The following is a 20,018-nucleotide window of genomic DNA, read 5'->3' as shown; positions in this document are numbered from 1 at the left end:
CTGTCAAAGGGGTTTGTAGCGGGGGTTAGCCCGCTACTGCGGTATCTTCCGTAGTGTTGATTTCAATGTACTCGGCAATCTTGCGGAGCTCGTCAGCAAATTTGAATTTCACGCTGATATTGCCGTTTTCATAGACCTTGATATAGTCCACAAGTTCAACCAAGATTTCACGGTTGAGGGCTTCAATGTTCTGATACTTCATAAAGGCTACCAGTGCAGGATGCTCATTGTCCACACCGTTTGCCAGTTCTGCGCGTTCAGCGTTCAGCCGGGTAAGCACCGCGGAAATATCAGAAGTCTGCCGTTCATAGTCAGCCTTCATATCCCGGTATTCCTGCTGGGTGATTTCACCGTCTTTCCAGTCCTGATAAAGAGATTGCTTGTAGCGTGTTATCTTTATCAGTTCCCGCTCTTTTGCAGCTATCAGATCGTCCAGTCGGTAAGACTGGCTTTTTTTGATTGGAGCGGAATTGATCTGCGTTACGATTTCTGAGTAGGAAACAGCTAAATGTACCTGATGCTGTACGGCGAACAGAACAGCAGCCTCCAGCCGTTCATGCTTGATTGAGTGCATGGTGCAGGCTGTCCGGGAACGGTTCTTGTAGGTTGAGCAAGAATAATATACATTGTTGTTCTTGCTAACGCATCGGGTAATGGCCCGCCCGCAATCGGCACATTTCAGAAAGCCGCTGAATAAATGTACCTCACGGCCTTTCGGGGAAGTACGGGTATCACGCTGTAAGAGAGCCTGTACCTTATCGAAAGTTTCATAGTCGATAATGGCCTCATGTGTTCCAGCCACTTCCACCCATTCCTCGCGGGGAACAGCTTCAATCTGGTGTACCTTGTAGCTTTTCACCCGGCTCCGGCCTTGGGCTAAGTCCCCGGTGTAGGTCGGATTGGTAAGAATGGAGTGGATCATGCGGGCTCCCCACATAGGATCGTCATACCCTCTTGTCGAAACAGGCAAGCCCTTTTGTACCTTGTAAGCCGAGGGGCTCGGTACGCCGTGTTCGTTCAGGTACAACGCGATAGCACGTTTTGATGACCCTTGAATAAGCATTGTGAAAATGAGTTTGACATTTTCAGCAGCATCGGGATCAACAATCAGCCTGTGCTTGTCCTTTGGGTGCTTTACATAGCCGTAAGGAGCAAATGCTCCGATATACTGGCCGTTGCGCCGTTTGTAATCAAATACCTGCCGGATCTTTTTGGAAGTCTGATAGCAGTAATTATCGTTCATCACGTTTGTAATGGGAACGATGATATTTGAAACGCTGTCGGGGTTCTTGTAGCTGTCCACATTCTCAGCAAGGCTGATAAAGCGAACACCCATTTGAACAAACAGGTTGTCGATCAAACTTCCGGCATCGCTATAATTTCGTGCGAAGCGGGACAGGTCTTTTACTATAACGCAGTTGATTTTACCACTCATGACATCCGCCAAGAGCCGTTGAAAATCTTCACGGTTAGCGTCCGTTCCAGTATGTCCGTCATCTACATATTCCGTGATACTTTCAAACTCGTCAATGTTGCGTCGGTAAAAATCGTTCAGTAGGTCACGCTGGTTCTTTACGCTGTTGCTATCGTCTTTTCCTTTTTTCAAATCTTCCTTTGAAAGCCGGATATAGATGCCCAGCCGCCAGCGGCGGATTGTGTAAGAGGGAGAGAAACTCTGCTGATACCCTCTGTTTTTTGCTCGTGCCATTGTTCCTCCTTCCCTATCACATTACACTTATATTATAACTCTGTCCGGGGAGGACAACAAGGATGCCTCCACTTCGGGACACTTTGTCTCGAAGAAGCAAAACGAGCTGTAACCGAAGTTACAGCCCGCTTCTTTGCCGCAGCAGGAAATCCGTCAGCTTGTCTTGGAGAGATGGCCCGCTTTCAGCAAATTCAATTTTCACGCCAACACCACCGATGCAAAAGCAGTATGGATTTTTGACAGTCTGCAAAAATCGAGAGATGCGCTCCTTTCGGGAAAGCGCATTGTCAAAGGTCATACCGCTCACATCAGGCAGGGACTCGGCAGCCACCGCGCCAATGTCAACGCTTCTCATTTGTTCAAGTTCCTGTGTAGTTAATTTCACGGTAAACCTCCTTCGCAGATTGATAGAACGCCTCCCGCTGTTTGGTGGGGAAACGCAACAGGCCAGCACCACCGGGATGCTGGCCTGTTGCCTTACTCCACCTTGGGACACTTTGTCTCGAGGTTTATTATAGTTTTTGAATATTAGAGAGCGCCGCACATATTTACTTGGCCTGTCCAAAGACAATCGTTATTTTCTGTGCGGCGCTCTCAACGCAAGTAAAGCGACAAGCCCGGAGGAACAGGCAGCCAACCTGTTCAGCGCCGGATCATGGCCTTGGGATGGCCGGGCCCATTTACAGTGTTGGTGTTGTTCGCTCAATCTCTTTTGGGAAATGTCACCGCGCACCCACCGTCTGGCTCCACGTACTTACTCAGGGTTGCCGTTATTCCCTCGCGTTAGGAAGAAAACCTCCTCTCATAAACCGAGACATTTTTTCATCAATTCCAAGTGGGTTAAGAAGAAAAAATCAAAAAGTTTTTTTCATGCGTTCAAGGCCACGCTTGATCGACTGGCGAATAGACTCCTCATGTACGCCCTCGGCCTCGGCAATTTCCTTAATCGACTTGCCAAGAATGATATGTGCGTCAATTCTGCGGCCCTGGATCTCCGGCAGAGAATTGAGAGCGTTCCACAGACGAAGAAAGGTTTCCATCCGTTCAAGGAGCTCCTGCGGGGTCGGCTCATGCAGGCAAGCGGAATATTCAATCCCGTCATCGCAGTCCAGAGAATACTGCGCCTTGTGCCGGGAGAGCCGCCGCTGGTAGGCCATTTCATAGCGGGCATCGGCCTTGAATACCTCGGCCACCTCGTCAGAAACTTCGATAAGCTGATCCTGCGTGTACCAATAATAAAAATCTTTCAAATTGATAGTAGTCATCGTAAAATCCTCCATTTCAGTTTGTTCGGGGTTGGTCGGAAACGAAATGGAGTAACGGCGGAGAACGGCACCGCACCTCGGGACACTTTGTCTCGAAGTCTGGAAAGCAAAATGCGCCTGTGCGACACAAGGCCGCACAAGCGCACGAAAAAGTATTATCGGTTATGTACTGTTTAATTTCATGTTCAAAACCGGACTGCTCCGACGGAGGGGCTACGCTTTTTTTAGCTGGTGCAGATCACGCGAACAATGAAATAATAAAATGAACACGGCAAAATAACCTCCCATCGGCTACCGTGTCCCTACAAGTCGTCATTGGTTTGTGTAGACGCAAAGAAACGGCGGCTCTGAAAATCAAAGCCGCCGTTTCAAATGGGCGTGTTGATAGGCTGCTGTACGACGGCTTTTTTTCTTTTGCCGTCGTGCGGCAGCTTGTTCCTTTTGCGCTTATCTTAACAAGCAATCCTCACAGAAATGTCACTGACACACGCTGTTTCGACAGAATAATGGGCTGAAATCTCACGAACCTGTGAGATTTGAAAAACCGGGAGAATAATCTCCCGGTTTTCATCGCAAATATTTAATTCTGCCGCAGTCTCTCTACAACGCTTTGCTTAACATTTTGCATGAAAGTTATGACGGGGGTTGCCAAGCAGACCAGCAAAACAATAGCTGCGACAACCAACAGAGAAATTACAGGATAGTGAAAAGCTGCATAAGGAACCATTCTTCTAAAGGCTGAGTATATTGGAATATATATCGCTGTTCCCAGTGTGGCAAGCAGTAGGAAAGAAATACTCCAATAATACCCGCCTTCCCAAAGCAATACATTTCTAATTTGCTTTTTCGTCATTCCTATACTTTCAAGTGTTGCAAATTCATGTTTCCGAGTATTTACACTAACAACCATTGTGTTAATGAAATTCATAATTCCTATCAGCAAAAATACAGCGGACAACCCTGCGGCTATAATCCTTGAGGTCAGCAAATATCCGGCCATTTCTTGCTGCTTTTCATATCGTGACAGAATCGTAATGCCCGGTGACGAAGCAGTAATGGATTGAAGCTGCTCCATAATCCCTTTGTCATAACTGCTATCAATCGTATCAAAAGCAATCCGAAAGATTTTGGTTTCTCCAGACAACTTCTCTATTGCCTGCTCACTGATATACAAATCAGGGGCAGTACCTCTCTCATTTCCTCGACCATTCTGAAAATCAGCGTCCAGAAAGCCAGTTGCCACTGTAAAGACCTGTTCCCCGGACTCACCGACAACGGTGATTGCTTGCCCTGGCTGAATCAATAGGTTTCCCTCATCATCCGTCATAGCGGACAAAACCACCAACTCTCCCTTTTCAAAGGCGGTTAAGTCAATAGGCTTATCAAGCGTTTTATTAAGTTCTTCGATATATCTGGAATCTATTCCGTAAACGCCGCTCCAAAAATTATCTGTATAGTTTTTTCGTGTTTCCGCATTTGAAAAATCAAGACCTGATATGCCATCCAAGGAATCAATATATTTCCCGAATACATTTTCGTCGTAAATGACATCCATAGTGGGCCACGGTGAAGCAGAATAAGTGACGCGCAGATTTTCAATTCCCTGCATTGTTTCAATTTGCTGCAACATTTCATCAGAGAGCAGGTTTCCTTCTTCGGAAATGCTGTAAGTCAATGCGAAATCACTTTCTCCCCATTGATTTACAAAATTGTCGGGACTTAGGCTTGATAGTAGACCAGCAGAAACCAAAAACAATATTAAGCCTAAAAATAAGGACGCAAAAGTAAGGAAAGCGCTTTTAGGGTTTCTAAAAATATTATCTCGTGCCATCCGAGATAATTTTGTTCTATGGCTCTTATGATCTCGGTAACTCCTTGTATTTGCCTCCGTATAGCGTGAAGCCGCAACAGGAGAAATACTTGCAGCTATTTTCGCTGGTTTCATGCTGCCGATGATTGCAGTAAAAAATGTGAAGATTGCGGCACCCGCAAAAATAATGGGGGAAAAGGACACTATCTCCCCAAGGTCTGTATCGCTTGAGTACATCATATTCATGGCAAACGGAACAAGTCCAAGCGAAACAATACCACCGACAATCAGGCCGCTGGGAATACCGATCACCGCCGTTCTGAATATTTGAGAACGCACGATCCGCTTGATTTGTCTTTTTGTCGTGCCTATCGTTTTAAGCTGTCCATAGAATTGTGTATCTCTTGAAATTGAGATATACAGAATGTTATAAATCAGCAAATAGCCGCTGATAATGATAAAGACGATAATAGCAGCCAGTGGAAGAACAATGGTGGTGGAATTGCTCTGAGCAATAGGTACAATTTCAAAGGACTGACTTTCTGTAAACGAAATCTTCCGTTTTAGTTTTTCACAGGATCGCAGGGCATTACTGTCATCAGAAAAAGAAATCATTGCGGTAGACACACTATCAAAGGGAAGCCCTGTTTGTGTTGCAAAAAGCTCCGAAACATAAGCGGCACCACGGTTGCCTGCACGTGAAGCCGAATAATCTGTGTAATAGCCCGACAAAACAAATTCATCGGAGATATATTGATAATCTGTTCCGAGTTGATAGGAAAGGGAAATATTCATCCCTATCTGTGGATCATCAATCCCCATTGCACGCAAAGCCCATGTAGGGAGCATAATTTCATTTTTTGCTTGCGGATAATCTCCGTGTATATCCGAAATTGTTGGTACACGGTGTTCTTGCCATTCTGTTTCGTCTATCCAGGTAATACTCAGCAGGGCATCGTCCATTCCAGATGTATCAATGCTGCCCAATCTCTGACTGACACCAACTACGGATACCAAGCTGGATCGGCTCAATTCTTCATATTGTTCTTCTGAGAGGCTTGTAATTGCCACATCCGCAGTCGTGCCCATCGCACGAATTTGCTGCATTTGATAGGTTTCAAAATAACTGCACCCCAAACTAAATACAGATGTAATCATAAAGGCGGTCAAGAATAATGCGATGGTAACGAAAACATTTCTCTGCTTATTAGCGCGGTAGCTTCTTTTGGCAAGACGATTGATTGTTGCCTGATTATTGTTCCCAAATAAAATATCATCCATCAATGTCACCCCCTGTCACTGTGCGATTTTTCCGTCCTCAATACGGATAATTCGGTCGGCAAGCTGGGCAATTTCATTGTTATGGGTAATCATTACAAGCGTTTGATGGAACTTCTGACTTGTAACTTTCAGCAAACCAAGAACATCACTACTTGTCCGGCTATCCAAATTGCCTGTCGGTTCATCTGCAAGTATAATAGCTGGTTTGGAAACAAGGGCGCGGGCAATCGCTACACGCTGCTGCTGGCCGCCGGACAGATTGTTAGGCATACTGTTCAGCTTCCCATCGAGAGCCAACATTTTCACGACTTCATCCATAAACCGCTTGTCCACGGTATCACCATCCAGCTCCACCGGCAGGACAATATTTTCATAGACATTCAGCACAGGAACAAGATTGTAATTCTGAAAGATAAACCCGATGTTACGTCTGCGGAAGATGGTAAGCTGTTCATCCTTGAGTTTCGATAATTCTTTCCCTTTTACTTTAATACTGCCGGAAGTTGGCGTATCTAACCCGCCCATCATGTTCAGCAAAGTAGACTTACCGCTGCCGGAAGTACCAACAATGGCAACAAATTCACCTTCCTCAATGGATAGGGTCACGCCATCCAATGCTTTTGTAATGTTCGGTTCGGTGCCGTAATATTTCTTCAAATCTGTCGTTTGTAATATGTTCATATAGAACACCACCCTTTCTTTTTGATGGCTCTATCATAAAAGGTAAACCTCACAGAAATGTCACGGGAAACAAAATACCTCTGTTTAATTAAAGCTCAAATGTCATAGGCCTGTGACATTTTGTTTTTTAGCGTACTTATTTTATTGTCGAGGCAGAAAGACGGAAAAAGTTGAACCCCTCCCAACCTCGGATGTTACCCGGATATAACCGCCTTGCAAGGTTACGATCTCACGAGCCAGATATAGACCAATACCAATTCCATCTACATCATGTACGATGTCCTCTCGATAGAAACGCTTGAAAATTGCTCCCTGATGCTGTTCTGAAATGCCAATGCCTGTATCTGCAATGTCGATTTTCACATACATTTCCCAACTTTCAACCGAAACACGGATTTGACCGCCCTCCGGCGTATATTTCACTGCATTGTCCAAAATATTGAACAGTGCTTCGCTTGTCCATTTTCTGTCATGGGAAACGACCAAGTTCTCCGGGCAGTCCACTTGAACATTGATCTGTTTTTTCTCGGCGTTCAGAAGAATACCTCCCAATGCGGCGGCAAGCGTGTCATAAAGCGGCTGGCTTTTCTTTTCCAGAGAAATAACACCTGTTTCCAAACGAGAGGTTTTAATCATAGCCTGCATGAGAAAATCCAGTTTATCAAGCTGGCTGGCCTGTGCCGTTAGAAACTCTTTTTGTTTTTGCACAGGGACTTCATTTTCAAGCAGAGTGCTGTTAATCATTTTCAAGTTCGCAATCGGGGTCTTGACCTGATGGGAGATGTCGGAAATCAGTTCTTGCAGGTCAGCCCGTTCTTGTGCAATGCCGTTCTTGTTTTCCTGCATGACTTCATATAAACGGTTCAGCCGATATTCAATTTTATAGAAAAGACTTTCTTCTTCCACAGTCTGTTTCGGCTGCATATTCCCGGATAACATATCATCCATTAAACTGCAAAAAGCATCGGAGAACATTGCCAGTTTGCGGCGAACCAGCACCATAAAACAAACAGCGCAAACCAGCACAAAAATGCCGAACAATAATACATACCAGACAGCGGTTATATTTTGGGTCAGCCCATACAAAGCTGCTGAAACCGTCCCCATTGCCACCAGCAGGAGAACAGCAAAAAAGATACAGGCTTTGTTGACGGAAAGTTTTCGCACATTCATTTCAGCACTCCTCCGATCCACATATAGCCCATACCATATACCGTTTTGATATACTGACGGTCAGGTGTTTCGATTTTGTTTCGTACCCGGCTGATCGCCGCAGTCAGAGCGTGTTCATCCACAAAATTTCCGTCTGCGTCCCACAGCTTTTCCAACAAGACTTGCCGGGTCAAAACAATCTGCGGATTTTTCATCAGGATTTTCAAAAGTCGATATTCCAGTGGGGTGAATGTAAGTGGCTTTCCTGATAGAGTAGCACTCATTTCTGAAAAATTGATGGTCAGTGTGCCATCCTCATAAGTATCACCACCATATTGTTTTGTCAGCCTACCCAGCACTACCGCTAATTTCTTTTGAAAGACGCTCATAGGGAAAGGTTTTGTCACATAATCCTCTGCGCCCAGTTCATACCCTTTGAGCATATCGCTTTCCATATCATTTGCGGTCAGAAAAATAATAACGGTATCAGGGCGACGCTCTTTTATTTCCCGGCAGAAGTCAAAACCGTTTCCGTCCGGCAAATTTACATCCAGCACAATCAGGTCATAGTCCTGCTTTGTCAAGAAACTACTGGCCACTGATTTTGTCAGTGCAGAATCAACCGTATAGCCCGCAGTATTCAAGTTATAGCATAAAGTATTATTCAAAAGCCGATCATCCTCGACTACTAAAATTCGCATGGTATCACACTCCTTCATTTTCAGTATAGCACCCAAATGTCACAGAAACCTCACAATATTTCTGATTTTATTTTAGATACCAACCTCTGATCTTCGGGACAAATTGTCCCAAAGTTATAGGTATATTGTACCTCACATTTCCGCGATCATCAATTTTGCGTATGTGAAATTAAATAGTCAGTAGTATGAAATACACAGTCGTTCAAATAATATCACATGAAATGTAAAATCATATCAGGTGATGTTATGAAGATAGAACGAGATGAAAGACGCTTTGATTTTCACGATATAGGGCTCGCCATCAAGCGTGCAAGAGAAGCCAGCGGCATGACACAGGAGCAACTGGCCTATATTGTTGACCGCGCTCCGCGTACCATTATGTATAATGAAAATGATGGTCAGCATCCAAGCTTCAACACCTTTTATCAGATGGTTACAATGTTTGATATATCGGTGGATCAATACTTTTACCCGTCCCAGAATAGCGGGAGCGAGTGCAGGAAGCGGATTGATGCCATGTTGAACGCCTTGGACGAAAGAGAATTGAAAATCGTTGAAGCTACAATCCAAGCGATGAAAGCATCGAAAGAAACGGAGGAAACGTAAAAGAAAGCGTAACCTCCGTTTTTTGCGCCATGTTGCGGGTTGCGCGTTTTGGCAAGCAATTCGGGTGTGGCCACACTCCGAAATTTTTGCAGGGCGCAGGGCCCGCAAAAATGCTTGTTGGGGAGCTCCCCAAACCCGCTGTACTTCGGGACAAATTGTCCCAAAGTCCCGGTGCGCTGCACCGTAGTCTGCGGCCCGTCACTATCGTTCCTGGGCCTTATTTTCACGCTCGTCTGTTATGCCGAGCAGATGATCAATGTTCGCTTTTATTGCCACGGCCTCCCGCATTTGCCGCTGGGCCTCCCGGTATTCTGCATAAAGCGCTTTCTTTTGTCCCGCCAGCTCACGGCGGGATTTTTTTAGTGCTTCAATCTTAGGGAGCTTTGCGCCGTTCAGTATGGTGTTCATAGTATCCTTTGCCGCCCGGTAAGTGGCAAGCTCCGCTTCGTGCTGGGCCAGATACTTTTTGCTGTACCGCGCAGCTTTGTATCCATCAAACACCGGGCGAGTCTTGGCATAGTCCACCGTGGCAGCCATCAGCTCCGAGGTTTTGGAAAGAGCCTCCTCCGTTGTGCGGAGCTCGTCAGACAGCTTGTGAAAGTGATCCACCGCAGCCTCGGTGCTGGCCGTCAGTGCCGCATAGTCTGTCAGATGATGCTCCTGCAAATACTGGAGCGCGGCGGCCATTTGTTTTAGGTTGTAGACCTTGGCCCATCGTTCATAGGCCGGGCCCTTGCCTTGGGCCATACGCTCTTGAATGTCGATGATGAGATTAACTCGCCGTGGCGGAACCGTGGGCTCCTCGGGCAGTTTGGGGAGTGGACGTTCCCCGGCAATTACCGCCTTGATGTCCTCCGGGTCAAATCCAACTCCAAGTGTAGAAGCCCGGAGCCGGGTCGGTTTTTCCTGCCCGGGTGCAAGGAATGAGATGACACCGCCCCGCCCATGTTTCACCGCAAAGCCGGACTCCTCCATGAGACGGAGAAAGTCGGCAAAGTCCGTGGGCTTTTTCTCCAAAGCGGCGAGAACAGCCAGCCGCACCCGCTGCTTGGCAGAGGGTGGCTTTTCTCCGATCCACTGTCCATAGTGGAGAAAACGACCCTTGCTGTGCTGGCACGGATTTTGGATAACAGACAATTCATGTTCGATGCACACGCGGTCAGAGAGCCGCCGCAGGGCAAAGGACGAACCAATGAAATTATGAAATTTCCGGGAGCGGTCAAAGGCCGTCGCATTGAAATAAATGTGATTGTGGATATGGGCCTTGTCGGTATGCGTACAGACGAAGAACTGATACTTTCCCTTTGTCCAGCGCATCGCCGTTTCATAGCCGATACGGTTTGCTTCTTCCGCCGTAACCTCCCCGGGCAGGAACGCCTGCCGGATCTGAAAGAACAGGGCCCCGCGAGACACGGCCCGGCCTGTCTCTGCAAGGTATTGACTTTTTACCAGAAGAAACTCGGCGGGAGCCGTGTTCGGATCGCAGAGATAGGAAGATACGGCTCCCAGCTTTTCCGGGTTTAGGCCATAGGTGAAACGATCCTCCATCGTTTGAATTGCACTTTTTCCCGCCGCTGTTTTATAAGGGCGGATGTAGGTGGTCGCCGTAAAAATTCCTCCTTCCGGCAAACAGTATTTTTACTTTGGGACACTTTGTCCCGAAGTAGAAAAAGCCGGGGAGCGGTATCAACCACTCCCCGGACGGGTCAGAGCTCTACCAGCGCGGAGAGCTGTTTCAAAAGATCAGACAGCGGCCCCCACAAAGCAGCATAGTCCCGCTGTAAGGCTGCGAGTTCTTCGGGATAAATTGCGCCGTAGGTGTTGGCCTGAATTGCCACTTGGTTCAGATTGTTGGAGCAGCGCCGCTGGAGCGAAACCAGCTCACGAACAGGCGAAAGGTCAACATGAAGCACATACCCACTCAGGGCCATTTTCCGCATATAGGCTCCCATATTACGGATGCCAGCCTCCGCCATACGTTCTTGAATCAGGGCCTGCTCCGCCTCCGACACCATCACATGAAGATGGATCGGACGGCGGCGCTTTTTTGTCATCGCTCCTCACGCTCCCGGCTGCGGCAGGCGCGGGGCGGCTCCTTTACCTTATCCAGCGGCTTTTCCTGTTCGTCTGCCGGAACAGGGTGCGGCAAATGAAATTCACGGTGCAGGCGCAGCACCTCCAGTACAGACAATTCCTGTTCACGTTTCTTTTCCATACACGCTCCTCCTTATCTATCGCCACGGTCAGGCTGCCTGCGCTGGGGAACCAGTGCCTCCGGGCCGCGATCTGCCTCCGCCAACTTTGCCGCATTTTTCATCTGCTCGGCAATCGGACGGGGCCTGTCGGGATTATCAGGCGCAGGACGCAGCTCATAGTCGGATGCCTGTTTTTCCGTTAGCGGGCGGGTATAGGTAAGATAGCCCCAAGCCAAGAACGAGCCATTTTCCACCGGGATGCGCTGATCGTAATTGAAGATTTCATCCGGCTTGTTATAAGGCGGCTTCGGGAATGTCCCGATGTCCACAGGCCGCTGGGTCGAATAATACTTGTAAAGGCCGGGAGCCTCGGTCTGCCTGATCCCGACGTTATAAATACGCTGATAGTCCTGCACCCGGTCTGTGAAATCCTGTTCCATCGCGGTGCGGTCATTTCCATAGTGACCCCATTCATACTGCCGCTGGCCGTCCTTGTCATCATAGCAGGCCCATGTGACATAGCGGGATGGCGCGGTGGGATGTTCGCCCAATACAAATCCTCGTCCATTTTCCAGCATGACCGCCTTCAAAATGGCGTAGCCTTGATTTTTGTCCATAGTACACCTCCCATCATCGAGACATTTCTTTGTTTTCTCTTTTCACAAACGGCTGGAGCTGATAGGGGCTTGTACTGTCCTCGGGCCGCAGAAAGTCTATCCGGGCCGCAGCACGGATGGCGTTCTGGTTAAGCTGCCGCTGCCATGCCCCTTGGCTGGGAGCCCACTTAAAGCCGTTGCTATTCAGTTCCTGCCGCTGATTGGCATCGGGCTTTTCCTCAAAAATAAGCTGCAAACGATTTTCAGCCTCGTTGATTTTTGCCTCGCCTCCGGGGAATGTCCAGCCAGCAAACTCGGAGCGGCTGCTCAGTTCCTCAATGCGCTGGCGCACACGGCGGATGTTGGCGTTGTTGTTGGAAAGCAGATAGGCGGGGTATGGCTTGCTTTTGTCCAAGTGCCATGACTGCGCCATATCTGCTTTGAGCTTTTCGGCCTGCTCCGGCGTAAGCTCCGGGCAGCCGTCCAGCGTTTTGTGTTTCCGAAAATACGCATTGACTGCCTTCATGGTGGCCTGCAGGGACTCCAGCCCCTCCAGCTTTTTTGTCAGCTTTTCCACGGCCAGATCGTCATCCGCGCTGATCCCACCCATTCCAACAGAGCGGATTTTATCAAGCAGCTTTGAAATCTCCGCATACTCTCCATAGTTGCGATCCCGGGCGGCGTTCTGCTTGTGCTTTTTTGTCACAGGGAAATTGCCGCCCCCGGAGATCAGAATAGAGGGCACCCGGGCATCAATCACATTGCGTTCATTCAGATTTTCCGCAAGTTTCCGGGCATAGCGATCCACCAGCGCGTCAATCTTATCATGGTACATTGGATCGACACGGGCTTTCTGGCGTTCCGCCGCTGCATACGCTTCATCGACCATTGCCCGGTAGCCCGCCGTAGCGGAGCCCGGCTGATAGTCAGAAAAGCTGTTCATATCTTTTGCCCGCTTTGCGGCTTCTTCATTGATCGGATAATATTTCGGCATAGTACCTCCTTCCACAAAAGCCGGAACTTTGGGACAAATTGTCCCAAAGCCCCGGCAGCTAAAATGTTGACAGCATCTCACGGAAACAGGGGCGGACGTAGAAACATACGCCTTCCGCAGAAAAGGGCCTTAAAAAGCCTTGCTACAAGCGGATTTGTGATGGTCTAATTGTCAACACATCAGCTCCGTTTTTTCCGCATATATTCCCGCTGCTGTCTGCGGTGTGCCGCCTTTGCACAGGCCGCCGAACAATAGGTTTGCCGTCCATCAGGAGCCACGGCTCTGCCGCATACCGGGCAAGCCTTGAAATCCGGCCTTGGCCCCTCTGTCAGCAACGCAGCCTCCAGCGCCGGATCAAGGGGCAGAACTGCCTCGCGGAAGTAGCGGCAATAAGCCCCTGTCCAGCATTTCCCAAACATATAGCACTCGCAATCCAGCGGCAGGCAGCCGCAGTCCCGGTCATAGTTGGCACACCATTTTGACACCAGCCTGCGGATTGCCGCTTTTTCTGTCCGGGTCAGTTCTCGGCCCACAGTATCACCTCCCGTTGCCCGGTGGTTTGAGCTGCTCCCGGTAGCAGAACACGCAGCCGATCCCGCGCCAGTAAGGGCAGCCGTCACAACGGGAGCCCTTCGGCGGCAGGCTTGGCGGCACACCCTTAAAGTAGCTTTTTTCTTTCATAAATCCCTCATAGGGGTTATTTGTAAATCTCATTCATTATCCTCGCTTTCGGTATCGTCCTCGTCCCAAGGCGGCCCATCGTCCTCGGGATCGTCATAATCAGCCAGTTCCTCACTGTAATCCTCTTCGGGTACAGCAGCTTTTTCATGCTTCGGGCGGTAGATTTTGAAGTACCAGCCTGCACCGCCGCCCAGAACAGCCACTGCCAAAATCAGCAGAAGCGTCCCGGTATTACTTTTCTGCTGGGGCTCGGGTTCCGGCTCCTCCGCAGGTTCCGTCACCGGAGCGGATTCGGGAGCTGTGCCAGCACACTCGGTCATGTTGACCGCGCAGACCTCGCAATCCGTATGGATGGCTCCGGGCGCACATTTTTCTGTGCAGGAGCAGGCCGGAAGTTCTCCGCCAGCGGCCTCCAGTGCCGCCAGCAGATCGGCTTCATCCACCATGTTCAAAAAGTAGGTGTGATACTGTTCGCCGTCCTCGTCCACAGGCTTGTCATAGTCAATGACAATGTAAAAGGTGTTGCCGCCGCTGGTTTCCACCGTGATGAACTGTTTGTTGGTTGCGGCATCGTAGAGCAGATCGCGGGTCACAAGGTTTCCATCCTCCGAAAAGCCCTCGCCCGGGGTAATGGTAGGCGCTGGCTCCGGGGCCGGAGTTTCTTCCACAACAGGCGGTTCCTCATTCCCGCCGTCCGAATAGGCGTAGGCTGGGATCGCAAAGCCGCATAAAAGAACGGCGGAGCAAAGCCCCGCCGCCAACATACGAAAATGTTTCATATTCAGTTTTCCTCCTTCTTTTTTTCTTCGGACTTCGGGACACTTTGTCCCAAAGTGCGGCTATCGGTCATTGCGGGCCTCCTTTGCTTTGGCAGGTGCAGGCCGGGCGGCATTTTCTTTTCCAGCTTGTTTCGCGGCCTCGGCCATCTGCTCCTTGATCGGGGCAGGCCGTACCGCCTGGGCCCGTGCAACAAGCTGTTCCACCGCCGCATGATACGCCTCCACACCAGCCGCATTGATCCGCTCCTGTGTGGCGCGGTCAGGAATCCGAACCGTAGCCCGGTATCCCGTCCGGCTGGCAAGATCGGGTTTAGAGGGAGCGCCGAGGAAAATCCCGTTTTTCCCGTCCACAACCTTAAAATCGTCGATGACCACACCGCCAAAATTGACGCTGGCGAAGCCGATCAGTTTTCCCTGCGGCTCAATCGGGCGGACAGATACCGTGATCGGAACAACCGCCTCCTGCAAGACAGCATCTGTCCGCATTTTTACTGCCTCATCAATGCTAACGCCCTTGACTTCTGCAAGCTCCGCGATGGGAGCATCAAACAGCCAGCGCCGTTCCTCCGCAGCAATCTGCTCCGGGGTCAGCAACACATCGTCTTTCTTACTCAGATAAAATTCCTCCTTTCCGCTTGCCGGAGCAGGCTGGGCGGGGTCGTCCATCAACTCTTTTCTTTGCAGGACGGCCTCTGTTTCCGCCATAAAGCGGTAAGCGTCTGCCTCAGTAAACTCCTCCGGCGTTTTTCCATTCCATAAGCGCGTTCCGTCTGCCCCGTATCTTCTCGGCATAAGCACCACCTCCTGTTAATGAGCGCCAAAGATACGCTGGGCAATGCTCCCGGTCTTAAAGAGCATGAAGCAAAGCAGAACCGTGTAGCCCACAGTTCCCCAAATCGCCCCAATGGGATCGCCGCCTGTTGCGATGCCTTGAATGAGCACTGCGTAAATTGCAACACATACAAGGATCAGCAGCCCTTGAAAGCCCACGGCAAACAGGGACTTGATGTAGTTCTGCCCGGTGCCGCCAAGCTCCCGGTTGGAAAGCGTAGCAACGGGGATGGGGGCCAGACTGGTCAGCAGATAGATTTCCAGCATCCTGCCATACACCAAAACGAAAATGATAATTCCCATCGCCTTCATTGTGAAGCCAATGAGCGCAGACTGCAGCCACAGCCCCAAAAGCGGCCCTAAGTCCATCGTCTCCAGCGAGGTTTCCAGTTCAGCAAGCATATCCGCCGAAACATCGGTGGAGCCTTGAATGAGCCCGCCTGCCTGCGCGATGACGCTCTGTGACACATCGAACACGGCCATGACGATATTGAATGTGTTTGACAGGATCAGGATTGCACAGGCTGTTTTGAACATCCATTTATAGAGGTTCGCAACGTCAACCTCGTGCATATTGTTCTTTTCCAAAAGCATCTGTATGAGCTCATAAGTGGCAACAAAGGTCAGCACCATTCCGGCAATCGGCAGGATCACCGTTTCGGAAAGCTGTCGGATCAGGGAGAAAACCCCGGCGTGCCACGCCGCCGGGGTAGTCCCTACCTGTGCCGCAATCTCTCCGACTTGGGTATTGACAGTATCAAAAAGACCTTCGAGGTTCCCCATGATCCCGCCAATCAGAAGCTCTTTGAGCCAGTTTGTGAGCCAGTCGGTGAGAAAATCCATAAGCGCCTACCTTAAAACAGGCCAGACAGCAGAGGGATCAGTGTGGTGCCAATGACGATGATGCCGCCGCCCGCCATGAGCTGCTTCATGCCCTGGGACTTGGAGCCCGGGTTATCCGAGCCGTAGCCCTCCAGCAGATTAACCACGCCCCACACGCCAAGGCCAGCACCGAGAGCAATAACGAGGGTCTGTAAAGTGTCGATTGCAGATGAGAAAAATGCCATATAAGCCTCCATTTCTCCGGGATTTTCCCGGTAACAAAAAAGCCGCCCATGCAGGCGGCAGGTTACAAACTTCGGGACACTTTGTCTCGAAGCATTTATGCAAAGGCGTCTGGATCGTCGATGTCATCATAGTTGAGGATGTCCTCGTCCTCTTCCGTGAGTGCATCGTCCGGCACAGTCACCTCATACATCGTACACGCCTCGTTCAGACCGGGCCGCCTGCGGCGGTTAATGAGCCTGTCGAGGTCAAAAGCGTTTTTCTGTTTATCGGCCTCCGCCGTATAGCGGTAGTTCGGATGCCGTTTCAGATCATACTTGGGAGAGAAGAACGGGGGCAGGCCCCGAAGCTGCAAAATACATTTATCTCCCGGCATGGTTGCAAGTTCGGCTGGGGTCATCAGTTCCCGGCCCAGCCGCTGGGTATTTTGACTGTAGCTTTCCGACTGACCACGGGAGCGGCTGTCGGTCTGCATACTGATTGTGGCTTTTCCCAGCCAGTTCTCGGATATTTCCTTGATGGTGCTGGCTTCGCGGCCACCAAGGAACACCACGCTGTCCATGTTGCCGAGGATTGTCTCGGCGTGCTTATCGTAAATGGCCTTGCACTGTGCCAACTGCTGATACAGCAGGCAAAGACTCACCTCGCGGGAGCGGATAACCGCGACCAGCTTTTCGAGCTGGGGCACCTGTCCCGTGTTGGCTGCCTCGTCCCACAGCACCCGTACATGGTGCGGCAGGCGGCCACCGTGAACATTGTCCGCCCGTTCACACAGGAGGTTGAACATCTGCGAAAATGCAAGTGCCACTAAAAAGTTGTAGGTCTGCGTGGTATCGGAAATGATGAAGAATACCGCCGTTTTCCGATCTCCGATGCGGTCAAGCTCCAATTCGTCATAGGCCATGACTTCACGAAGCTGCGGGATGTCAAAGGGAGCCAGCCGCGCACCGCAGGAAATTAAAATGCTTTTTGCCGTCTTGCCGCTGGCCAATTTGTACTTTTTATACTGTTTGACCGCAAAGCAATCCGGCTTGCGCTTTTCAAGCCCGGCAAACATATAGTCCACCGCGTTCATAAAGTCCTCGTCATCCTCCTTGACCTCCATGCCGGAAATCATATCCACAAGGGTATTCATGTTCCGATCCTCGGCAGGCCCCTCGAAAATGATGTAGGCAATCAGGGCGCAGTATAAAAGCGTTTCCGATTTCGTCCAGAATGGATCGCCTTCCTTGCCTTCGCCCTTGGTGTTGGAAATCAGGGCATCCACGAATTTCAGAATATCGGCCTCGTTGCGGATATACGCCAGCGGGTTATAGTGCATGGATTTTGAAAAATCTATGCTGTTGAATACCTTGATTTTGTACCCGCGTTTTTGCAGGAAAGCTCCGACCTGTCCCAGCACACCGCCTTTGGGATCGACCACCACATAAGAGGAATGAGCCTGTAAAAGCTGGGGCGTGAGCCAGAAGCGGGTTTTGCCGGAGCCGGATGAGCCGATAATGCAGCAATTCAGGTTTCGGGCATTTGCGGGGATTTTAGGGCGGGTGTTCATCGTGAGAAACTCCGTCCCGGTCAAAATCACGTTGTTTTCAAACTTCGGATCGACAAACGGTTTGATGTCTTTTTCCGTTCCCCATCGAGCGCTGCCGTATTCTGCATCCCGCCGAAACTTCTTAGCGTTCTTGCTTTTGAAATAGATCAGCAGCCGGAAACCAACTGCGCCTACAATACCGACAAGCCAATCCAGCGGGGCAAGACCGGGTGCAAAGTCAGCAAAGGCCGGGCCAATCGTCTGGCCCAGTCCGATGAGCTTATGTGCAAAATCGTTACCCGCTGCCAGCCGGTAGGCCGTTCCCAGCTTGAGGAACGCCCACAGGATGAACAGATAGGGAATGTTCGGAATGAGATATTTTCTGATCTTATCTGTCCTCATGGGCCACCTCCTTTGCACGTTCTTTCTGCTTCGGCTTTTCTTTGGAAAGCTGATCTGCCGCCTGTTGCAGTTGTTCCCGGAGGGGAACACGGTTCGATTTTGCTTTGCTTAACACCTTCCGGGAATACTCAGAAAAGCAGGCGGTCATTGCGTCTGCCTGTCCAGCCTTGAAAAACAGCAGGTATTTGTCCGGCCCGGTTTTATAGAACGCATAGTCTACATTCCATTTCCGGGCCACGCGGTCAAAGGACTTGGCATCCCCGGATAGCTCAATGCTGTTGGTGGCTGTACCGTGGGCCATGAGCTTTCGCACACTTTGTTTTCCATGCGGTACTTGCCGCCCACGGTATGCCTTGCGGATCTTCCGGCCCACCATGCCCAGCACATACGCCAGTCCCCGCGCCGTCAGCTTGGTTGTTTTTACGGATATGGCTATCGTGCGCCGGGAAATATCTTCATCAATCAGTTACACCGCCTCCTTCCTTGGGACAATTTGTCTCGAAGTGCCATCATCGATCCCCACGGTCTTTTTTCTGCATTTGACGGTAGCCCTCCAAAGAAGAACCGTCTATGATTTCCTGATAAGCGGCCATTTGCTCCCGGATAGAGAGCTTCGGGAAAGAGAATACCTTATGCTCCTTGGGAATATCCTGCAAGCCGTGATACACTTCCACGAAATGATCGCTTTCTTTGACAACATAGCCGCCCGGGGCAAAATGGCCGTTTTCGTGGATGCAGGCATCCCGGCCATACGCCTCATAATCGAAATACGGTTTTACCTGATCCGGCACATCCAACATTTCCAGATCGTCCACATAAATACGCCCCAGCGTTTCCTCATCGGATACGCCGGGGTAAAAGCCGTAACAGTCCAGATTTTGTGTCAGATTGATGATGTCCCGCACCGAAGAACAGTGATCGCCGCTGTCGAGGACGGCCTCCAGTGTTTCCAGCTCCGATGAGGTAAGCCCGGAAAGCAGGCAGGCCAGATGATTAAGCTCGTCCAGATTTTCATACTCGCTCAAATGGTCATAGAGCCCCAGCACATCCCCATCGAAAGAGGTAATAAAAATTTCCTGATAGCGGACGCCATCCACGCCGATCCGTTTCAAGAGAGCCTCCACCTCCTGGGCGGTTGTGGGAAATTTCAGTGTTTCACCCACAAGCTGGCCCTCGCTGTACTTTCCGACGTTGGTAACGTAGGCTTCAAACAGGGTTGCCATTAGCGGCGGCCCTGTCCCTTGACGGTCAGGATGCCCTCAAGGGTTGTTGCCGTAATTCCCAGCCGCTGGGCCACGGCAATATCATTTTTCATGGCTTCGGTCATACTGTGCCCGCAAACAACCAGCACATGAGAACGGCGGAGCAGGTCACGGCTCATGTCGATGCCGCTTTTATGCTCCTCGGGAACAGCATCATTGAGAAACAAGGGCAAGTACAGGGGCGGGCAAATAGGAGAAAAGCCTGCCTCATACACGGTGCGGCAATACTGCGCCGCCAGTTCTGCGTTTTCGCTATCGCCGCCGAGCCATGCAGCGGTGATATAAGCAAGGGGTCGTTTCATCGTTCATACCTCCGATATTTTAATAAGAAAGTTCAACCCAAACCCCACGCCCTTTCCCAGTCTTGGGAAAGGGGGCGGCTCTGGAGGATATACCCCCGCCGCTTGCCGGGGAAATAGCACAGCCGGGGCAGACCGTCAAGGGCGAGCCGCCGAAAACGGCGGTGCGCTGCACCCTT

The 20,018-nt window shown here is 50.2% G+C and carries 23 protein-coding genes; 1 reads left to right on the top strand and 22 read right to left on the bottom strand.

The window, feature by feature from the left end; all coding sequences use genetic code 11:
* Positions 1–25: 25 nt before the first annotated feature.
* The 7 genes from DW931_RS04235 to DW931_RS04200 form a co-directional block, all read right to left on the bottom strand.
* The gene (locus DW931_RS04235; RefSeq protein WP_046438251.1) at positions 26–1,708 is read right to left on the bottom strand and encodes a recombinase family protein; all 1,683 of its coding nucleotides are present in this window, start codon (positions 1,706–1,708) and stop codon (positions 26–28) included.
* Positions 1,709–1,826: 118 nt separating this feature from the next.
* Positions 1,827–2,093 carry a DUF6870 family protein gene (locus DW931_RS04230; protein WP_007884026.1) on the bottom strand — a complete coding sequence of 89 codons (267 nt, stop codon included), beginning with the start codon at positions 2,091–2,093 and terminating at the stop codon, positions 1,827–1,829.
* A 469-nt stretch (positions 2,094–2,562) separates the two neighbouring features.
* A complete protein-coding gene (locus tag DW931_RS04225; protein WP_014080198.1) occupies positions 2,563–2,973 on the bottom strand; it encodes a sigma-70 family RNA polymerase sigma factor in 411 nt (136 codons plus the stop codon).
* Positions 2,974–3,553: 580 nt separating this feature from the next.
* Positions 3,554–6,064, bottom strand: coding sequence for an ABC transporter permease (locus DW931_RS04215; RefSeq protein ID WP_117461332.1), 2,511 nt, complete (start codon positions 6,062–6,064; stop codon positions 3,554–3,556).
* A 15-nt stretch (positions 6,065–6,079) separates the two neighbouring features.
* Positions 6,080–6,745, bottom strand: coding sequence for an ABC transporter ATP-binding protein (locus tag DW931_RS04210; protein WP_005335790.1), 666 nt, complete (start codon positions 6,743–6,745; stop codon positions 6,080–6,082).
* A gap of 141 nt (positions 6,746–6,886) precedes the next feature.
* Entirely contained in the window at positions 6,887–7,918 is a 1,032-nt protein-coding gene (locus DW931_RS04205) for a HAMP domain-containing sensor histidine kinase (protein ID WP_117461331.1), read from the bottom strand.
* The gene (locus tag DW931_RS04200) at positions 7,915–8,598 is read right to left on the bottom strand and encodes a response regulator transcription factor (protein WP_117461330.1); all 684 of its coding nucleotides are present in this window, start codon (positions 8,596–8,598) and stop codon (positions 7,915–7,917) included. The genes DW931_RS04205 and DW931_RS04200 overlap by 4 nt, the downstream gene beginning before the upstream one ends.
* Positions 8,599–8,844: 246 nt before the next feature.
* Between DW931_RS04200 and DW931_RS04195 the strand changes: the two genes are divergently transcribed.
* On the top strand, positions 8,845–9,204 hold the full coding sequence (locus DW931_RS04195; RefSeq protein WP_054754179.1) for a helix-turn-helix domain-containing protein: 360 nt from the start codon (positions 8,845–8,847) through the stop codon (positions 9,202–9,204).
* Positions 9,205–9,405: 201 nt separating this feature from the next.
* Here the strand turns inward: DW931_RS04195 and DW931_RS04190 are convergent, their stop codons facing one another.
* From DW931_RS04190 to DW931_RS04130, 15 genes are all read right to left on the bottom strand, one after another.
* Entirely contained in the window at positions 9,406–10,752 is a 1,347-nt protein-coding gene (locus DW931_RS04190) for a relaxase/mobilization nuclease domain-containing protein (protein WP_173815476.1), read from the bottom strand.
* 158 nt (positions 10,753–10,910) lie between these two features.
* Entirely contained in the window at positions 10,911–11,258 is a 348-nt protein-coding gene (locus DW931_RS04185; protein ID WP_003020363.1) for a plasmid mobilization relaxosome protein MobC, read from the bottom strand.
* A complete protein-coding gene (locus tag DW931_RS15870) occupies positions 11,255–11,419 on the bottom strand; it encodes a hypothetical protein (RefSeq protein ID WP_014080207.1) in 165 nt (54 codons plus the stop codon). The genes DW931_RS04185 and DW931_RS15870 overlap by 4 nt, the downstream gene beginning before the upstream one ends.
* A 12-nt stretch (positions 11,420–11,431) precedes the next feature.
* Positions 11,432–12,016 carry a hypothetical protein gene (locus DW931_RS04180; protein WP_117461328.1) on the bottom strand — a complete coding sequence of 195 codons (585 nt, stop codon included), beginning with the start codon at positions 12,014–12,016 and terminating at the stop codon, positions 11,432–11,434.
* Between the two features lie 13 nt (positions 12,017–12,029).
* Positions 12,030–12,989 (bottom strand): hypothetical protein, encoded by a 960-nt coding sequence (locus DW931_RS04175; RefSeq protein ID WP_117461327.1) that lies wholly within the window; start codon positions 12,987–12,989, stop codon positions 12,030–12,032.
* 179 nt (positions 12,990–13,168) lie between these two features.
* A complete protein-coding gene (locus tag DW931_RS04170) occupies positions 13,169–13,522 on the bottom strand; it encodes a cysteine-rich VLP domain-containing protein (RefSeq protein ID WP_117461326.1) in 354 nt (117 codons plus the stop codon).
* 4 nt (positions 13,523–13,526) lie between these two features.
* Positions 13,527–13,703 carry a hypothetical protein gene (locus DW931_RS15865; RefSeq protein WP_014080211.1) on the bottom strand — a complete coding sequence of 59 codons (177 nt, stop codon included), beginning with the start codon at positions 13,701–13,703 and terminating at the stop codon, positions 13,527–13,529.
* Complete coding sequence (locus tag DW931_RS04165; RefSeq protein WP_117461325.1) at positions 13,700–14,449, bottom strand: DUF4366 domain-containing protein; 750 nt, start codon at positions 14,447–14,449, stop codon at positions 13,700–13,702. The genes DW931_RS15865 and DW931_RS04165 overlap by 4 nt, the downstream gene beginning before the upstream one ends.
* Positions 14,450–14,509: 60 nt before the next feature.
* Positions 14,510–15,241, bottom strand: a complete 732-nt coding sequence (locus DW931_RS04160) for a septation protein SpoVG family protein (protein WP_117461321.1) — start codon at positions 15,239–15,241, stop codon at positions 14,510–14,512.
* Between the two features lie 15 nt (positions 15,242–15,256).
* Complete coding sequence (locus tag DW931_RS04155; protein ID WP_117461320.1) at positions 15,257–16,123, bottom strand: VirB6/TrbL-like conjugal transfer protein, CD1112 family; 867 nt, start codon at positions 16,121–16,123, stop codon at positions 15,257–15,259.
* A gap of 11 nt (positions 16,124–16,134) precedes the next feature.
* Positions 16,135–16,347 (bottom strand): Maff2 family mobile element protein, encoded by a 213-nt coding sequence (locus tag DW931_RS04150; RefSeq protein WP_044963257.1) that lies wholly within the window; start codon positions 16,345–16,347, stop codon positions 16,135–16,137.
* Between the two features lie 95 nt (positions 16,348–16,442).
* Positions 16,443–18,278, bottom strand: a complete 1,836-nt coding sequence (locus DW931_RS04145) for a VirD4-like conjugal transfer protein, CD1115 family (protein WP_117461865.1) — start codon at positions 18,276–18,278, stop codon at positions 16,443–16,445.
* On the bottom strand, positions 18,265–18,663 hold the full coding sequence (locus DW931_RS04140; protein WP_117461866.1) for a PcfB family protein: 399 nt from the start codon (positions 18,661–18,663) through the stop codon (positions 18,265–18,267). Before DW931_RS04140 ends, DW931_RS04145 begins: the two co-directional genes overlap by 14 nt.
* Positions 18,664–18,787: 124 nt before the next feature.
* Positions 18,788–19,501 carry an antirestriction protein ArdA gene (locus tag DW931_RS04135; RefSeq protein ID WP_117461867.1) on the bottom strand — a complete coding sequence of 238 codons (714 nt, stop codon included), beginning with the start codon at positions 19,499–19,501 and terminating at the stop codon, positions 18,788–18,790.
* Positions 19,501–19,842 carry a hypothetical protein gene (locus DW931_RS04130; RefSeq protein WP_003020223.1) on the bottom strand — a complete coding sequence of 114 codons (342 nt, stop codon included), beginning with the start codon at positions 19,840–19,842 and terminating at the stop codon, positions 19,501–19,503. The genes DW931_RS04135 and DW931_RS04130 overlap by 1 nt, the downstream gene beginning before the upstream one ends.
* Positions 19,843–20,018 lie beyond the last annotated feature (176 nt).

It is taken from the genome of Clostridium sp. AM43-3BH, assembly GCF_003479985.1.
Classification (GTDB): Bacteria; Bacillota; Clostridia; order Lachnospirales; family Lachnospiraceae; genus Otoolea; species Otoolea fessa.
This window is presented reverse-complemented; position numbering and strand designations above follow the sequence as displayed.

Bases quoted from the DNA above. Each gene is read 5' to 3' on its own strand.
- DW931_RS04235 (WP_046438251.1), bottom strand. From the start codon at position 1,708: ATGGCACGAGCAAAAAACAGAGGGTATCAGCAGAGTTTCTCTCCCTCT.
- DW931_RS04225 (WP_014080198.1), bottom strand. From the start codon at position 2,973: ATGACTACTATCAATTTGAAAGATTTTTATTATTGGTACACGCAGGAT.
- DW931_RS04215 (WP_117461332.1), bottom strand. From the start codon at position 6,064: ATGGATGATATTTTATTTGGGAACAATAATCAGGCAACAATCAATCGT.
- DW931_RS04210 (WP_005335790.1), bottom strand. From the start codon at position 6,745: ATGAACATATTACAAACGACAGATTTGAAGAAATATTACGGCACCGAA.
- DW931_RS04205 (WP_117461331.1), bottom strand. From the start codon at position 7,918: ATGAATGTGCGAAAACTTTCCGTCAACAAAGCCTGTATCTTTTTTGCT.
- DW931_RS04200 (WP_117461330.1), bottom strand. From the start codon at position 8,598: ATGCGAATTTTAGTAGTCGAGGATGATCGGCTTTTGAATAATACTTTA.
- DW931_RS04195 (WP_054754179.1), top strand. From the start codon at position 8,845: ATGAAGATAGAACGAGATGAAAGACGCTTTGATTTTCACGATATAGGG.
- DW931_RS04190 (WP_173815476.1), bottom strand. From the start codon at position 10,752: ATGGAGGATCGTTTCACCTATGGCCTAAACCCGGAAAAGCTGGGAGCC.
- DW931_RS04185 (WP_003020363.1), bottom strand. From the start codon at position 11,258: ATGACAAAAAAGCGCCGCCGTCCGATCCATCTTCATGTGATGGTGTCG.
- DW931_RS15870 (WP_014080207.1), bottom strand. From the start codon at position 11,419: ATGGAAAAGAAACGTGAACAGGAATTGTCTGTACTGGAGGTGCTGCGC.
- DW931_RS04180 (WP_117461328.1), bottom strand. From the start codon at position 12,016: ATGGACAAAAATCAAGGCTACGCCATTTTGAAGGCGGTCATGCTGGAA.
- DW931_RS04175 (WP_117461327.1), bottom strand. From the start codon at position 12,989: ATGCCGAAATATTATCCGATCAATGAAGAAGCCGCAAAGCGGGCAAAA.
- DW931_RS15865 (WP_014080211.1), bottom strand. From the start codon at position 13,703: ATGAGATTTACAAATAACCCCTATGAGGGATTTATGAAAGAAAAAAGC.
- DW931_RS04165 (WP_117461325.1), bottom strand. From the start codon at position 14,449: ATGAAACATTTTCGTATGTTGGCGGCGGGGCTTTGCTCCGCCGTTCTT.
- DW931_RS04160 (WP_117461321.1), bottom strand. From the start codon at position 15,241: ATGCCGAGAAGATACGGGGCAGACGGAACGCGCTTATGGAATGGAAAA.
- DW931_RS04155 (WP_117461320.1), bottom strand. From the start codon at position 16,123: ATGGATTTTCTCACCGACTGGCTCACAAACTGGCTCAAAGAGCTTCTG.
- DW931_RS04150 (WP_044963257.1), bottom strand. From the start codon at position 16,347: ATGGCATTTTTCTCATCTGCAATCGACACTTTACAGACCCTCGTTATT.
- DW931_RS04145 (WP_117461865.1), bottom strand. From the start codon at position 18,278: ATGAGGACAGATAAGATCAGAAAATATCTCATTCCGAACATTCCCTAT.
- DW931_RS04135 (WP_117461867.1), bottom strand. From the start codon at position 19,501: ATGGCAACCCTGTTTGAAGCCTACGTTACCAACGTCGGAAAGTACAGC.
- DW931_RS04130 (WP_003020223.1), bottom strand. From the start codon at position 19,842: ATGAAACGACCCCTTGCTTATATCACCGCTGCATGGCTCGGCGGCGAT.